The sequence below is a fragment of the Cedecea sp. NFIX57 genome (genome assembly GCF_900177785.1).
Classification (GTDB): domain Bacteria; phylum Pseudomonadota; class Gammaproteobacteria; order Enterobacterales; family Enterobacteriaceae; genus Cedecea; species Cedecea neteri_C.
This window is the reverse complement of record NZ_FXAS01000002.1, coordinates 17243-32197: the sequence shown is the minus strand read 5'-3', so window position 1 is coordinate 32197 and position 14955 is coordinate 17243. Positions and strand designations below refer to the sequence as shown.

The 14955-nt window shown below is 53.2% G+C and carries 16 protein-coding genes; 8 read left to right on the top strand and 8 right to left on the bottom strand.

From position 1 onward, the window contains the following. Window positions 1-6: 6 nt before the first annotated feature. On the bottom strand, window positions 7-597 hold the full coding sequence (gene ribA / locus B9Y90_RS01555; RefSeq protein WP_039294068.1) for a GTP cyclohydrolase II: 591 nt from the start codon (window positions 595-597) through the stop codon (window positions 7-9). A gap of 205 nt (window positions 598-802) precedes the next feature. Between ribA and pgpB the strand changes: the two genes are divergently transcribed. The 5 genes from pgpB (at window position 803) to yciH (ending at window position 4448) form a co-directional block, all read left to right on the top strand. Then, entirely contained in the window at window positions 803-1567 is a 765-nt protein-coding gene (pgpB, locus tag B9Y90_RS01550) for a phosphatidylglycerophosphatase B (protein WP_085540008.1), read from the top strand. Window positions 1568-1707: 140 nt separating this feature from the next. Then, on the top strand, window positions 1708-2013 hold the full coding sequence (locus tag B9Y90_RS01545) for a LapA family protein (protein WP_039294065.1): 306 nt from the start codon (window positions 1708-1710) through the stop codon (window positions 2011-2013). Between the two features lie 6 nt (window positions 2014-2019). Continuing rightward, window positions 2020-3189, top strand: coding sequence for a lipopolysaccharide assembly protein LapB (gene lapB, locus B9Y90_RS01540; protein WP_085540007.1), 1170 nt, complete (start codon window positions 2020-2022; stop codon window positions 3187-3189). A gap of 195 nt (window positions 3190-3384) precedes the next feature. After that, a complete protein-coding gene (gene pyrF / locus B9Y90_RS01535) occupies window positions 3385-4122 on the top strand; it encodes an orotidine-5'-phosphate decarboxylase (RefSeq protein ID WP_039294060.1) in 738 nt (245 codons plus the stop codon). After that, a complete protein-coding gene (gene yciH, locus B9Y90_RS01530) occupies window positions 4122-4448 on the top strand; it encodes a stress response translation initiation inhibitor YciH (protein WP_085540006.1) in 327 nt (108 codons plus the stop codon). The genes pyrF and yciH overlap by 1 nt, the downstream gene beginning before the upstream one ends. Window positions 4449-4577: 129 nt before the next feature. Here the strand turns inward: yciH and osmB are convergent, their stop codons facing one another. From osmB to B9Y90_RS01510, 4 genes are all read right to left on the bottom strand, one after another. Then, the gene (gene osmB / locus B9Y90_RS01525) at window positions 4578-4796 is read right to left on the bottom strand and encodes an osmotically-inducible lipoprotein OsmB (protein ID WP_008461331.1); all 219 of its coding nucleotides are present in this window, start codon (window positions 4794-4796) and stop codon (window positions 4578-4580) included. A gap of 257 nt (window positions 4797-5053) precedes the next feature. Next, window positions 5054-5812, bottom strand: a complete 759-nt coding sequence (yciT, locus tag B9Y90_RS01520; RefSeq protein WP_039294053.1) for a DNA-binding transcriptional regulator YciT — start codon at window positions 5810-5812, stop codon at window positions 5054-5056. Between the two features lie 43 nt (window positions 5813-5855). Further along, entirely contained in the window at window positions 5856-8288 is a 2433-nt protein-coding gene (locus B9Y90_RS01515; RefSeq protein ID WP_085540005.1) for a formate C-acetyltransferase/glycerol dehydratase family glycyl radical enzyme, read from the bottom strand. 5 nt (window positions 8289-8293) lie between these two features. Beyond that, window positions 8294-9193: a glycyl-radical enzyme activating protein gene (locus B9Y90_RS01510; RefSeq protein ID WP_039294047.1), complete on the bottom strand. Its 900-nt coding sequence runs from the start codon at window positions 9191-9193 to the stop codon at window positions 8294-8296. Between the two features lie 136 nt (window positions 9194-9329). On the opposite strand from B9Y90_RS01510, the gene fsa reads away from it, so the two are divergent. After that, window positions 9330-9992 carry a fructose-6-phosphate aldolase gene (gene fsa / locus B9Y90_RS01505; RefSeq protein WP_039294043.1) on the top strand — a complete coding sequence of 221 codons (663 nt, stop codon included), beginning with the start codon at window positions 9330-9332 and terminating at the stop codon, window positions 9990-9992. Window positions 9993-10032: 40 nt separating this feature from the next. Here the strand turns inward: fsa and rcnR are convergent, their stop codons facing one another. After that, entirely contained in the window at window positions 10033-10305 is a 273-nt protein-coding gene (rcnR, locus tag B9Y90_RS01500; RefSeq protein WP_039294041.1) for a Ni(II)/Co(II)-binding transcriptional repressor RcnR, read from the bottom strand. A gap of 118 nt (window positions 10306-10423) precedes the next feature. Here rcnR and B9Y90_RS01495 point away from each other — a divergent pair, with 118 nt between their 5' ends. After that, on the top strand, window positions 10424-11539 hold the full coding sequence (locus tag B9Y90_RS01495) for a nickel/cobalt efflux protein RcnA (protein ID WP_085540004.1): 1116 nt from the start codon (window positions 10424-10426) through the stop codon (window positions 11537-11539). A gap of 68 nt (window positions 11540-11607) precedes the next feature. On the opposite strand, the gene yciZ is transcribed toward B9Y90_RS01495, so the two are convergent. Beyond that, complete coding sequence (gene yciZ, locus B9Y90_RS01490; RefSeq protein ID WP_085540003.1) at window positions 11608-11790, bottom strand: protein YciZ/DeoL; 183 nt, start codon at window positions 11788-11790, stop codon at window positions 11608-11610. A gap of 222 nt (window positions 11791-12012) precedes the next feature. On the opposite strand from yciZ, the gene B9Y90_RS01485 reads away from it, so the two are divergent. Then, window positions 12013-12882, top strand: coding sequence for a crotonase/enoyl-CoA hydratase family protein (locus B9Y90_RS01485; RefSeq protein ID WP_085540002.1), 870 nt, complete (start codon window positions 12013-12015; stop codon window positions 12880-12882). On the opposite strand, the gene pdeR is transcribed toward B9Y90_RS01485, so the two are convergent. Further along, window positions 12879-14870 (bottom strand): cyclic di-GMP phosphodiesterase, encoded by a 1992-nt coding sequence (gene pdeR / locus B9Y90_RS01480; protein WP_085540001.1) that lies wholly within the window; start codon window positions 14868-14870, stop codon window positions 12879-12881. The two genes, B9Y90_RS01485 and pdeR, sit on opposite strands and share 4 nt — an antisense overlap. Between the last annotated feature and the right edge of the window lie 85 nt (window positions 14871-14955).

Genomic DNA, 14955 nt, shown 5'->3' with positions numbered 1-14955 from the left:
ACACGCTTATTCCGACAGCAGATGGCCCATTTTGGCCGCCTTGGTGTCTAGGTAATGCGCATTTTTCGGGTTACGGCCGACAATGAGCGGCACGCGCTCAACGATGTTGATCCCTGCCTCGGTCAAAATTTCGACTTTCTTCGGGTTGTTGGTGAGCAAACGTACGGCATCCACGCCCAGTAGTTTGAACATGTCGGCACACAGCGTAAAGTCACGCTCATCGGCAGCAAAACCGAGTTGGTGGTTCGCTTCTACCGTATCGTAGCCTTTGTCCTGCAGCGCATAGGCCCGGATTTTATTCAGCAGCCCGATATTACGGCCTTCCTGACGATGATAAAGCAGCACGCCACGGCCTTTTTCAGCAATGTGGGTCAACGCCGCTTCAAGCTGGAAACCGCAGTCGCAGCGCAGACTAAACAGCGCGTCACCGGTCAGACATTCGGAGTGAACGCGCGCCAGAACAGGTTCTTCACCACTAATATCACCAAAAACCAGGGCAACATGATCCTGTCCCGTTGCCACTTCTTCAAAACCCACCATCAGGAAATCGCCCCATGGGGTTGGCAGTTTGGCTTCTGCCACACGTTTAAGCTGCATGTGATTCTCCAGGTACTTATTTTGACACCTTGGTGTCTGCCAGAAGTCTGGCCTGTACGTTAATGTCGGATATTTTGCCATAACGCGCAGTCGTTCGCTTCATTGACAGATTAAAAAGCCATTTTTGCCAATGACCACCGCGTGGTTTAACCTTCTCAGGCATTTTCGGTTATTCTTTAAAAGCTTTCATTATCATGAGGTTTTCATGCAGGCAATAGCAAAACGCATCGCAGCTGGCACAATACTTCTGTTAATCATGCCGTTAATCGTCTGGTTCAGCGGCTGGCAATGGGCCCCTGGGGGCAATGAAAGCGAGTTAAAAATGCTTTATTGGGTCACTGAGACCGTCACCCAACCCTGGGGAGTCATTACGCATGTTATTCTCTGCGCATGGTTTCTGTGGTGTCTGCGCTATCGCCTTAAACCTGCACTGATGTTATTTGCTATCCTCGCTGCCGCTATCCTTATAGGTCAGGGCATTAAGTCCGTTATCAAGAATAAAGTGCAGGAACCCCGGCCTTTCGTCGTATGGCTTGAAAAAACTCACCATATCCCTACCGACGAGTTCTACAATTTAAAGCGTACTCAGCGTGCGGAACTGGTTAAAGCACAGCTGGAAGGGCAGGATAATATTCCAGGCTGGTTACGCAAGCACTGGCAGTTCGAAACCGGTTTCGCTTTTCCTTCAGGTCACACGATGTTTGCTGCCAGTTGGGCGTTGTTGGGCGTAGGATTGCTTTGGCCGCGCCGACGGACATTGACGCTGGCGGTGTTGTTGATATGGGCAACCGGCGTGATGGGGAGTCGATTGCTGCTGGGGATGCATTGGCCCCGCGATCTGGTTGTCGCTACGATTATCTCTGGGGCGTTAGTCATTCTGGCGACCTGGCTTGCGCAGCGCTGGTGTGGTCCGCTCACGCCACCCGCCGAAGAAGAGCAGGAAATAACCGAACGCAACGAAAAAAGTTGATAATAGTGTTTTAACCCTCATTTCTTATGCATTGATGGGGGTTAATGGATTCCCCGGTTTGGCCTGAAATGGTAGTTTATACCTCCGGGATTCATTTTTGGCATAGCTGAGCAAGCTGTGACCACATAACGGGATGTCATGTGAAATATTTATTCATTTTCTTGCTGGTCCTCGCCATCTTTGTGATTTCAATTACGTTGGGGGCGCAAAACGATCAGGTAGTGAACTTTAACTACCTGCTGGCACAGGGGGAATATCGGGTATCCAGTTTGCTGGCGACGCTGTTTGCCGCAGGATTTATTATTGGATGGCTGATTTGCGGTCTGTTCTGGCTGCGCGTCCGTGTTTCCCTGGCCCGCGCTGAGCGAAAAATTAAACGCCTTGAGCAACAAGTTACCCCCACCGCTGATGTGCCGGCTCCCAATGTGCCGGCTGTGAAGGAATAATCTTCTATGTTGGAACTGCTGTTTCTGCTATTACCCGTTGCGGCCGCTTATGGCTGGTATATGGGGCGCAGAAGTGCGCTGCAAGACAAACAGCAGGAGGCCAGCCGCCTTTCCCGTGACTACGTGGCCGGCGTGAACTTCCTGCTGGCTAACCAGCAGGATAAAGCGGTTGATCTGTTCCTCGACATGCTTAAAGAGGACACAGGCACCGTTGAAGCGCATCTCACGTTAGGCAACCTCTTCCGCCAGCGTGGCGAAGTCGATCGGGCTATTCGTATCCACCAGTCGCTTATGGAGAGTGCGTCGCTGAACTATGATCAGCGCCTGCTTGCCGTGCAGCAGCTTGGCAAAGACTATATGGCTGCAGGTCTTTATGACCGCGCCGAAGATATGTTCAGCCAGCTTATCGACGAGACCGATTTCCGCATCAGCGCGCTGCAGCAGCTGCTGCAAATTCACCAGGCAACAAGCGACTGGCAGAAAGCCATCGACGTGGCCGAACGTCTGGTGAAACTCGGTAAAGACAAACAGCGTGTGGAAATCGCGCACTTCTACTGTGAACTTGCGCTGCAAAATATCGGCAATGACGATACAGACAAAGCCATGTCATTGTTGAAAAAAGGGGCCGCAGCAGATAAAAACTGCGCCCGGGTCTCCATCATGATGGGGCGTATTTTTATGGAAAAAGGCGAGTATGCCAAAGCGGTAGACTCGCTAAAACGTGTGATTGAGCAAGATAGCGAACTGGTCAGTGAAACACTGGAGATGCTGCAGGTTTGCTACCAGCAGCTTAATCAGCCGGATGAGTGGGAAGTATTCCTTAAGCGCTGCGTGGAAGAAAACAGTGGGGCGGTGGCAGAGCTTATGCTGGCGAGTATTCTCGAGCAGCGCGAAGGGGCTGAAACTGCTCAGATGTATATCAACCGTCAGCTCCAGCGTCATCCGACAATGCGTGTATTCCATCGTCTGATGGATTATCACCTGCATGAGGCGGAGGAAGGGCGAGCGAAAGAGAGTTTGATGGTACTGAGGGATATGGTTGGCGAGCAAATTCGCACCAAGCCCCGCTATCGCTGTCAAAAATGCGGCTTTACCGCCTATACCATGTACTGGCATTGCCCGTCCTGCCGCGCATGGTCAACGGTGAAACCGATTCGCGGGCTGGATGGTCAGTAAGCCTCCGATTTTTTAAAAGCCCACACTTTAGTTACAACATACTATATAAATCTTCATCGTGCCCAACTTCAGCATCGTGCAACTTTCGCTTAGCAGGGGGCAATCGCGGCTGTAAATTTACCTGGCTGGCGAGTAGAATGCTGCCGTTTAACTTTTTTGCGCCGCGCTGGTGCCCAACAGTCAGAAGGTTTTGCCATGAATTCAACTGCGTCATCCTCCTCCCGTGTTGTCACTGAATCGCCGATAGTCGTTGCACTTGATTATGATAATCGCGATAGCGCCCTGGCCTTTGTTGACCGTATCGACCCGCGCGACTGCCGTCTGAAAGTAGGCAAGGAGATGTTTACCCTGTTTGGTCCACAGCTGGTGGGCGACCTGCACCAGCGAGGGTTTGATGTTTTCCTCGATCTGAAGTTCCACGATATCCCTAACACCACCGCGCGTGCCGTGGCGGCTGCGGCTGAAATGGGCGTGTGGATGGTCAACGTTCATGCTACGGGGGGCGCTCGTATGATGCGTGCGGCAAAAGAAGCGCTTGTTCCATTTGGGAAAGACGCGCCACTGCTGATCGCCGTTACCGTACTGACCAGCATGGAAGCCAGCGACCTGGCTGACCTGGGCATTACCGCCAGCCCGGCAGACTACGCCGAGCGCCTGGCGACGCTGACAAAAGAGTGTGGCCTGGATGGCGTCGTGTGCTCTGCACAGGAAGCGGTGCGCTTTAAGACGGCGTTAGGCCGTGAATTCAAACTCATTACCCCTGGCATTCGCCCGGTTGGCAGTGATGCAGGCGATCAGCGCCGAATCATGACGCCGCAGCAGGCTCAACAGGCTGGGGTAGACTTTATGGTGATTGGGCGTCCGATCACCCAATCTGCGGACCCGGCACAGACTCTACGGGATATCCGCGCCTCGCTGGCACAGGGGGCGTGATGAAAGATAATAACAGCCGGCTGGTGTACTCCACGGAAACCGGGCGTATTGATGAACCGAAAGCCGAAGTCCAGCGCCCAAAAGGCGACGGGATTGTGCGTATTCAAAAGCAAACCAGCGGGCGCAAAGGAAAGGGCGTATGCCTGATCTCCGGTATTGATGCGGACGATGCGACGCTGGCGAGCATTGCCGCCGAGCTGAAAAAGAAATGTGGCTGCGGTGGCGCGGTGAAAGACGGTGTGATTGAAATCCAGGGCGATAAGCGTGATTTGATTAAATCATTGCTGGAAGCGAAAGGGATGAAAGTAAAACTCGCGGGCGGTTAATTCGGAATAATATTAATTATTGGGCCACGGCAATTACCGTGGCCTTTTATTTTAACTGCTGTTAGTCAGACCTGAAAATTAACACACAATAATTCGTCAACGCGGGTTTGCTTTTGCTGGCGTCCTGCCTTATTTGCCCACCTGGTGACCGATAATACCGCCTACTGCCGCACCGCCAAGCGTACCGAGCGTGCTGCCATCGGTCAGTACTGCACCGCCCAGCGCACCGGCACCTGCGCCGATTGCCGTGTTGCGGTCACGCTTAGACCAGTTAGAGCAGGCACTCAGGGACATTGCGAGGGTAATAGCCAGCATTGCAGCGGCCACTTTTTTGTTATTTAAGGTCATCATACTTTCTCCAGAATAATTGATTCACGGAAGCCAGTCTCAGTTAAGTATAGTAAGAATTCACCACTTTACCGGGCGGTTCGTGAAACGATGTCACGATATAAGCTTAAAAAGGGCAGGTGCGTATATTACTCCCTGTTATATCGCTAAATTCTATTCTAATTTTTCCGCATGATTAACACAGGTAAAAACTCTTAATTACAACGTGGGAATATTCTGAGAGAGGGAAGGCCCGTGCCTGACACGGGCAAAAAGCGTTAAACGACGGCGTAAGGATCGACGATATCCACCTGAAGATGGGCTGCTTTCAACTGCTCCAGCGTCTCCTGGCTCAGCGCTGCGTCGGTGATAACGCGGTTAAAGCGTGAAATCGGGCCAAGCGTGTACGGATGCACATTGCCAAACTTGCTGCTGTCCGTAAGCACAATGGCCTCGCTACCTTTCTCCAGCACAGAATTCACCACGTCTGTACGCAGCATATCGCGCCCGGTAAAGCCGGTTTCTGGCAAGAAACCGTCGATGCCGATAAAAGCCTTACTGAAATGCAGCTGCTGGATAAACTGGCGGGTAAGCGGCCCGACCATGCTTTCACTTTTCTTCTGATAGATCCCGCCGACCAGAATGACTTCGCAATCGGTGTCTTTCAGCAAATGAGCGATGTAGCTGCTGACGGTGATCAGCGTGACTTTTTTCTGCTCCGCCAGCGTGCGGGCAAGAAGCGCGTTGCTGCTGCCGTTTTCGATAAACACGGTTTCACCATCATTTACCAGCGAAGCGGCATATTGCGCAAGCTGTAGCTTGAGGGTGTAGTTGTTCATCATACGAGTTTCAACGTCATCGCTATCGAGCGGGACGGCAAAACCATGCGTGCGACGAAGGTAATTATTTTTTTCCAGCAGGTTTAAATCCTGGCGGATGGTGACTTCTGAAACGCCGGTTGTTTTCGCCAGAGAGGCGACGCTAACCCGGCCCTGATCGATAACCATCTGCAGAATAATTTGTTGTCTTGAGTTCATGTCGGCCAGTCGTCAGGCGGTGGGATTAACCACCGCCTTCTCGTCAAAGAGTATGTTCCGTGCGGGCTATAATATCATCCTGCGCGTCAGGAGATAAGGCCGTAAAGAAGGCCGAGTATCCTGCAACCCTTACCACCAAATCTCGATATTTATCAGGATCTTGTTTGGCTTCAAGCAGTGTTTCACGAGAGACAATGTTGTACTGAACGTGCCAGCCCTTGTGTGATTCGAAGAAGGTACGCAGCATAAACATTAATTTTTCACGATCGCGTGGATTATCTAACGTTGAGGGATTCAGTTTTTGGTTCAATAAAACACCGCCGAGGATTTTATTGGTCGGCAGTTTGCCCACGGAACTGATGACCGCTGTAGGGCCAAGATGATCGGTCCCGGACGCGGGGCTGGCGCCTTCTGCCAAAGGTGTATGCGCCTTACGGCCATCAGGTGTGGCCATTGTGGCTGCGCCGAACGGAACGTTTGCAGAGATAGAGGATGTTCCCGCGTAGTATGTCCCGCCAACAGGGCCGCGGCCAAAGCGCGTGTTGTGATAGCGCTTAAGTTCATCGATGTAGGTCTGGTAGGCGCGGGCGAGCAGCATATCGACTTCGTCATCGTCGTTGCCGTATTTTGGCGCACCGTTGATTAATCGCTGGCGAAGCTGCTCGCCGTTCAGCCCGGCAAAGTCGTTAACCAGGGCGTCCGCTAACTGCTGCTGCCCGATGATACCCTGTTCAAAGACCAGTTTTTTCACGGCTGAGAGACTATTCCCAAGGTTGGCAATCCCGACCTGGAGCCCAGAAACCCAGTCGTATTTCGCACCCCCTTGCTTAATACTTTTTCCCCGTTCAATACAATCATCCACCAGCGCCGAACAAAGAATATCGTGCGCGTTTTCCTCCAGTACGGTATCCACCACGCATTCGATCTCGATCGATTTTTGTGTGTAATAACGAATTTGCCGATCCCAGGCGTCGAGGACTTCGTCAAACGAAGTGAAGTTGCCTTCGGACAGTGCCTTTTGCTGCGGGAAGAAAATTTTTCCACTGGTGGCATCGCGGCCATGTTCAAGGCTCGCCAGCATCACCCGGGCAAAGTTGATGAAGCTCATGCCGGTACAACGGTAGCCCCATTTTCCGCCGACGGCGGTTTCAATGCAGCCGATAGCCGCGTAGTCATAGGCATCTTCCCGGCTGACGCCGAGTTTGATGAATTCCTCGATAACAATTTCATCATTGTTAAACGCCGGCATGCCGAATCCGCAGCGAATCACCTGCACACAGGCGTCAAGGAAGTCATTGCTCATCCCGGCGTGATAGCGAACGCTGAGATTAGGTTGCGTTGATCGCAGGCGGCCGCAGGATTCAAGAATGGCGTAGGAGAGAGGGTTAACGGCGTCCACCGCGACGCCGTGCACCAGCGTTTGTCCACCGATGGTGACGTTCTGGTAAAGCGGGCTACCGGCGGAGGCTTTTGAATGCGAACCGGAGCGAATTTTGTTCACCTCAAGCAGCTTCAGCCAGCAGCTTTGCAGCAGCTCAATGGCCTGTTCCCGGCTGGTGGTTTGCTGTAATTCCACATCCCGGCGGTACCACGGATAAAGGTACTGATCGAGCCGACCAAAGGAGACGGAGTGCCCGTTGGATTCAATTTGCAGCACAAGCTGAACGAAATAGCTGAGCTGTAAAGCCTGCCAGAAAGTCACCGGCGGGTTGCTGGCGATATGTTCGCAGTTTTCAGCGATCGCCAACAGCTCGTCACGGCGGGGAGTGCGTGACTCTTCTTCCGCCATTTTCTTCGCCAATTCTGCGTAGCGTAATATATGGTCGCTCAGGGCAGCAAAAGTCATATCAATGGCCTTCAGGAACTGCTCTTTATGCAGATCGTCCCAGTCGGTCAACTGCAAACGCCCGCGTCGCTCGGCGACTTTCTCACGCAGTCCGTTGATGCCGAGCTCAAGCAACAGCGGGAAATTAACCGCCAGGTGAGCGTCGCCGGAAGTCATATTGCCTTCGGCTTTGATAATCCCGGTCGCCAGCAGCGCTTTTTGCTCGTCGGTAAACATGCCATAACAGCGATCCTGTACCGTCTGCCCGCGCCACCAGGGGCAAATTTCATGCATAACCGCTTTGTCCGCGTCGGAAATCGAGAAGCCAGCCCCCGGACGGTCGCCAAGCTCGTCGATTTCGCTCTCAATCCAGCCCACGGTATATTCCGGGAAAAACGGTGCTCCGCGTACATGGCTTGCCTGGTTGCCGACGATAAGCTCGTCATGTTTGATCCAAATAGTTCGCTCTGCCAGATGATGGGCCAATGCCATCGCGCGGCGAACCGGCAGCGGTTTATCCTGATGCTGCTGGTAAACGGCCGTGTAGTGGCGGGCGCGTTCGGTGCAGACCGGCGGCTTAACGATATGTATCAGCGCCTCTTTGTGTGCTTCTATTCGTGGGCTGAGAAAGTTCAGATTCAGTTCGGTCATGATGATTATCCTCTAATCCAGGCTGTCATGCCTTTTTGGCTGGCGTACTGTTCGGCGAAGTGCAGAAGGTCTGGTGCATCAAGTGGCCTGCTGGCGGCCAGATAGGGCTGACCCAACAGGTGATATTTGTTAATCCCTAAGGTGTGATACGGCAGAAAATGGATGGATTTCGCACCAATTTCGTCGGCGGCAAAATCACTGATGGCGCGGATGGAACGTTCATCGGCGTTAAAATCGGGAATCAATGGCACGCGAATGGTCATCTCTACGCCGCGGGCGGCCAGCTTGCGAAAATTATCCATCACACGTTCGGCGTTGCCGTCGGTCCACTGCTGAAAGCGCGCTTTGTCTACGTGCTTAAGATCCGCCAGCAGCAAGTCTAAAAAAGGCAATGAAGGTTCGATGTATTTCCACGGCACATGCAGGCAGGATTCCACGGCGGTGTGCAGGTCGGCTTCTTTGCTGCGCTGGAGTAGTTCACGCGCCAGGTCGGGCTGCATAAAAGGTTCCCCGCCGGAAAGCGTAATTCCCCCTCCGCTGCGAGCATAAAAAGGCTTGTCGCGTAGCACGGTGGCCATAATAGAATCCGCCGTTTTTACTTCGCCGCAAACGATCAGTGCCTGGGTAGGGCAGCACTCTCTCAGTGCATTTATCGCCTCCGCACTGAGTTTACCGCGAGCAATAACCAGTTCGCCGTTAACATGGGAAATTACGTCTGGTGCGGCCTGCTGGCAAAGTTCGCACCCTTTGATGCACAAACGGCGGTCCAGCAAAACGTCGCATTCCCGGCTGCGGCTTTCGGGATTCTGGCACCAGCGGCAGCCTAGCGAGCATCCTTTCAGGAAGACCACCGTGCGGATCCCCGGACCATCGTGCGTGGAGTAGCGCTGAATATTGAACAGCATGGCATTATCTCATTTTGTTTCTTTCGTAAATTAAATTACTTTCGAATGAAAGTTATATTGATGTTGATCAGCTAAACAATCGACAGCCGGGTTATGATGCGTTCAATGAGAGATGACTCTAATTCTGGAGAGCGTAATGGAACTGTATTTAGATACCGCCGATGTTGCCGCCGTTAAGCGCCTGGCCCGTGTTCTGCCGCTGCAGGGCGTAACTACCAATCCTTCTATCGTTGCCAAAGCGGGTATTTCCCTGTGGGAAGTGCTCCCTGCGCTGCAGGACGCGCTGGGGGGGGAAGGTAAGCTGTTTGCTCAGGTGATTGCGAACCAGGCCGATGAAATGGTGAAAGAGGCGCAGCTGTTAACCACGCGCGTACCGGGGTTGGTGGTTAAAGTTCCCACTACGCCAGAAGGCCTGGCAGCACTCAAGCAGCTTAAAGTCCTCGGGATCCCAACGCTCGGGACGGCAGTTTATGGCGCGACGCAGGGGCTACTGGCCGCGCTGGCGGGCGCTGAATACGTTGCGCCTTATGTGAACCGGCTCGATGCTCAGGGCGGGGATGGTATTCAGATGGTGCAGGATCTCCAGCAGCTTCTGACGCTGCATGCCCCTGATGCGAAAGTGCTGGCGGCCAGCTTCCGCACCCCGCATCAGGCGATGTCATGTCTTCTGGCCGGTTGCGAAGCGATCACGCTGCCACTTGATGTGGTCGAACAGATGCTGGTCACGCCTGCGGTGACGGCGGCGATAAGCGGTTTTGAAAAAGACTGGCAAGGGGCGTTTGGCTCATTAACGCTCTAATCATTTATGGCCACCGTTCGCGGTGGCTGTCACGTAAAGCCTATTTAATGTAGGAATCCAGCACTTTCAGGATCACATCCAGATCCTCCTCACGCTTCACTTCGTCTACCTCATGCACGATATGCTCCGTCAGATGCCCTTTAATCACCTCGCGCATTAATCCGTTTACCGCCCCTCGAATGGCGGCAATTTGCTGCAGGACTGCGGCGCACTCATGCGGTTCATCAAGCATCTTTTTAAGCGCAATCACTTGTCCCTGGATCTTACTGGTCCGGGCCTTGAGCTTTTGTCTGTCGCGAATGGTATGTGACATGTGAATTTCCCTCTGAGAAGAACTTCATAATGATACTATTACAAATCTACTGGGGGGTAGTATTTTGTACTGGGGGGGAGTAGAATTCAGATCCCGCATCTCAGCAAGAATGATCCCAATGACTGAATTCACTACGCTTCTCCAGCAAGGCAATGCCTGGCTGTTTATCCCCAGTGCAATTTTGCTTGGTGCCCTGCATGGACTTGAACCCGGGCATTCAAAGACCATGATGGCGGCGTTTATCATCGCCATTAAAGGCACGGCCAGACAGGCGATCATGCTTGGCCTTGCGGCAACGCTTTCCCATACGGCCATTGTCTGGCTCATCGCGTTTGGCGGGATGTACATCAGCCAGCGTTTTACCGCGGAGTCTGCCGAGCCGTGGCTGCAGTTAATTTCTGCCGTCATTGTGCTGGCCACCGCATTCTGGATGTTCTGGCGCACCTGGAAGGGAGAGCAAAACTGGCTGACAGAGCCGCAGGCAAAAGAGCATCACCACGACGATGAAACCAAACGAATAGATACCGGCCACGGCCTGGTTGAGCTTTCGATCTTTGAGCAGGGCCAACCCCCACGCTGGCGTTTGCGCAATCTCAGCCGCAGAAAATGGGCTCCGGGGGAAATCTCGTTGGTGACCAGGCGCGAAGAAGGCACATTCTCCCAGGTTTTCCAGTTTGTAGATTGCGGCGACTACATGGAGTCGACGGCGATCATCCCGGAACCTCATAACTTCAACGTCCGTGTTTCGTTTGGCCATCGTGGGCACAGCCACGATTACGATCTGGCGTTCCACGAGCACGATCATGACCACAGCCATGCGGGAACCGAGGGGCTGGAAGTGGGCTCCAGGGGGTATCAGGATGCGCATGAGCTGGCGCATGCCAATGACATTAAGCGCCGTTTTACCAACAAAGATGTCACCAACGGGCAAATTTTACTGTTTGGCCTGACCGGAGGGCTGATCCCATGCCCCGCGGCCATAACCGTCTTGCTGATTTGCCTGCAGCTTAAGGCGCTGGTGCTGGGGGCAACGCTGGTTATCGGTTTTAGCGTGGGTCTGGCATTGACGCTGGTGACCGTTGGCGTGAGCGCGGCGGTTGGCGTTCGTCAGGTGGCAAAACGCTGGAGTGGATTTAACACCGTGGCCAGAAGAGCACCTTACTTTTCCAGCATTCTGATTGCGGCGATGGGAATATATATGGCCATCCAGGGCTGGACCGGCCTGGTTCACTGAACGCTTTCACTATGATTGTATAAAAGAAAAGCAGCCTTTATTTTGGGCTGCTTTTTCGGCCAGAAAATTTAAATTTCCCAGGGCGATTTTTTTTGCTCGCCGTCCTGCTTATTTTCGTCGTTATTCATGCTCAGTAATTCAGCTTTGAGGATCTCAAGGTTGTTTATCGCGGAGGCATAATCTTTGGCAACCAGAATATCCAGCACGGTATCAATACGTTTGGCAAGCTGCTGCGGATCCAGTGTTGGCATTGTTAATCCTGTCTGTGTTAGGGAATCAATCATTCGCCCATAATGCAAAAAATAGCCGATAAAGAGAAGGGCAGTCGGCGAATTCTTAGCCTTATTCTTCAATAAATTATCGCACAACATATAAGCATTAATTATTAATCCTTACGCTGCATTCATCAAACTACGGGCGTGGATTAGTCTGATCCTGCGATGACCGCACATTCATTTAATGAGGATCTGGCTATGACAGTTATCAACCAACCAACTTGCAAACTCTTTACTGATACTGCACGTTTTACTCAACTGTCTGGATATTACGAAGAAGAGCGCCGTACCGTCTGGATGATGCTTCGTGCCCGCCCGCGTCCCTGCTTCAATCACGGACTTATCGAGGAAATAATGAACCTCGGATATATCGTCCAGAAGAGCGGATTTAAAGTCGATTTCTGGGTTACCGGCTCGCTGGTCCCCGGGATGTACAATACCGGCGGCGATTTAGGCTTTTTTGTGGAAACTATTCGGAATGGACGTCGGGAGGCACTCCGCGCTTATGCGCGTGCCTGTGTGGACTGCGTGCATGCCGCGTCTCGCGGTTTTGATACGGGGGCGATCAGTCTGGCGATGGTTGAGGGCAGTGCCCTTGGCGGCGGATTTGAGGCGGCACTCGCGCACCATTTCCTGCTGGCGCAGCGTGATGCCAGGCTGGGGTTCCCGGAAATTGCCTTCAACCTGTTCCCCGGTATGGGGGCTTATTCTCTGGTCGCGCGACGTTCCGGGATGAAACTTGCCGAAGAGTTGATTTATAAAGGCGAGTCGCACACGGCGGAGTGGTACCAGCAGCACGGGCTGGTGGATCAGCTGTTTGAGCCAGGACAGGGATACCTGGCCACCCGCACCTTCATCGATACCCTGCAGCCTAAACTTAACGGCGTGAAAGCCATGCTGCGCGCGCGTCAGCGCGTGTTACAGCTGCCGCGCTCAGAGTTGATGGACATCACCGAAGACTGGGTGGATGCCGCGTTCTGCCTTGAAGACAAGGATATTGCTTATATGGAGCGGCTGGTCATGCTGCAAAACCGCCATACTTCAACGGCTTTGCGTAAAGCGGGCTAGCGCTTTGTTCTGGCCTGATAGCGCTTAAACCAACGCTCAAACACGGCTGCGGGCATTGGTTTTGCAAATAAGAACCCCTGCCGTTCGTTGACGCCGTTCTTGGTAAGAAAGGCGTCTTCTTTTTGATTTTCTACGCCCTCGGCGATGACCTGCAGATTCAGTGCCTGCGCCACGGCCACAATGGCTCTCACCAGCGACTGAGACACTGAGTGTTTATGCACATCGCGCACAAAGGACTGATCGAGCTTAATGGCATCGATAGGGAAGCGCGCCAGCTGCGATAAAGACGAATACCCTGTGCCGAAGTCATCCAGGTGCACCTGTGCGCCCAGTTGACTAAATTGCTTGATAACCGACAGCGCCAGCTCTTCGTTCTCGATAAGACAGCTCTCGGTTAGCTCAACGTCAATCGGGCAGTATTCAAAATTCAGATCTTTCAGCGCCTGTTTGAGATCGCTAAAAATAGTCTGATCGGCAAGCTGGCGGGCGGACACGTTGACCGCCACGCGGAGATTAATGCCTTTGTCCCGCCACTTAGCTACCTGCTGCACAACGCTGACCATCACCCAGCGCCCAAGCGGCACAATCAGGCCGGACTCTTCCGCATAGGAAATAAAGCCCTGCGGAGGAATAAGACCTCGTTCCGGCGATTGCCAGCGCACCAGCGCCTCCAGGCTACGGATTTCACCGCGCCAGGTCATCTTCGGCTGATAGTGAATAACCAGCTGATCGTTATCCAGCGCTTTACGCAGATTGGTATCCAGCCACAAATACTCAAACACCCGCTGATTCATCTCTGGCGAGAACACGCAAAACTTCCCGCGGCCGCTCTCTTTGGCGGTGTACATGGCGGTGTCGGCGTTACGAATCAGATTCTCTCGTTCATCCCCGTGCTGTGGGGCGAGAGAGATACCCAGCGAACAGCCGCTGTAGACCTCAATCAGGCCAATCCTGAAGGGTTGCTTCAGGCGGGTCAGAATGCGGGAAGACATCGCTTCCAGCGAGCCCTGAGAGGTGTATGTTGCCAGCACGATAAATTCATCACCCCCGAGGCGCGCCAGCACCTGGCCTTCTTCAAGGCAGCTTAAAATCGCCAGCGACACGGCCTGCAGCAGCTGATCGCCAAACATGTGGCCGTAGGCATCGTTCACTTTTTTAAAGTTATCGAGGTCCAGATAGACAATACCGACCTGCGTGTCGCCCCGTTTGGCAATGGCCTCGGTGATCAGGTCGTAAATGGTGTTGCGGTTAGGCAATCCAGTGATGGTATCGGTATTGGCCAGCACCCGCAGGCGTTCCTGCGCGCGGCGTTCTTCGGTAATGTCGGTGCCGGAGCAAATCAGGTAGATTTCGTTTTTGCCGCTGCCGCTGTGAACAAACTTGTTGCGGAACAAAAACAGCCGCTGGCCTTTGCGGGTTTTGACCCAACGCTCAACTTCATAGGAGCTGCCGTTGCGAAAAAATCCGCTGATATTGCGCTTTGAGGCGGCGGCTTCGCTGCGGCTCATAAACAGCTTAAAGACATTCTGACCGATGACCTCATGCTCTTTCATCCCGGTGTACTCTTCACTTAACCGGTTGAAGCGCTGAATATTTCCCTGTTTATCAAGAATGACAATCACGGAATTCGCTTCAGAGACAACCTGCTCGGCAAAAGAGAGGCCCTGCACCAGGTCGCGAGCTACCGAATGGGTATCATGCCAGGCCGAGGCGGTGCCCGCCCATTCGCGTTTAGACACTTTGCGGCCGACCATATGCACCGGCACTTCTATGCCGAACAGCGACAGCGTCATGGTCAGGCTGGAGGTAATCACCGTCATCTGGCGAATTTCGTCGGCCTGTGTCATGTCCAACGCCACCACCTGGCCGGTGTCTGAATCTTCGCTGGCCGCCAGTTGAAGGGCGTTGCTGTCCGCCGGTAGACGCCAGTAGGGGCTGGTCGTCCCCAGGTAACGATAAAGCAGGTTCTGCTCCAAATCGTCTTTCATTCGTGCTCCTGAGCCTCAGGGGAAAAATATCACCTAAATCTATTATTTATAGTAGCAACAGACGGCCGATGTTAAAGCCCTGGTA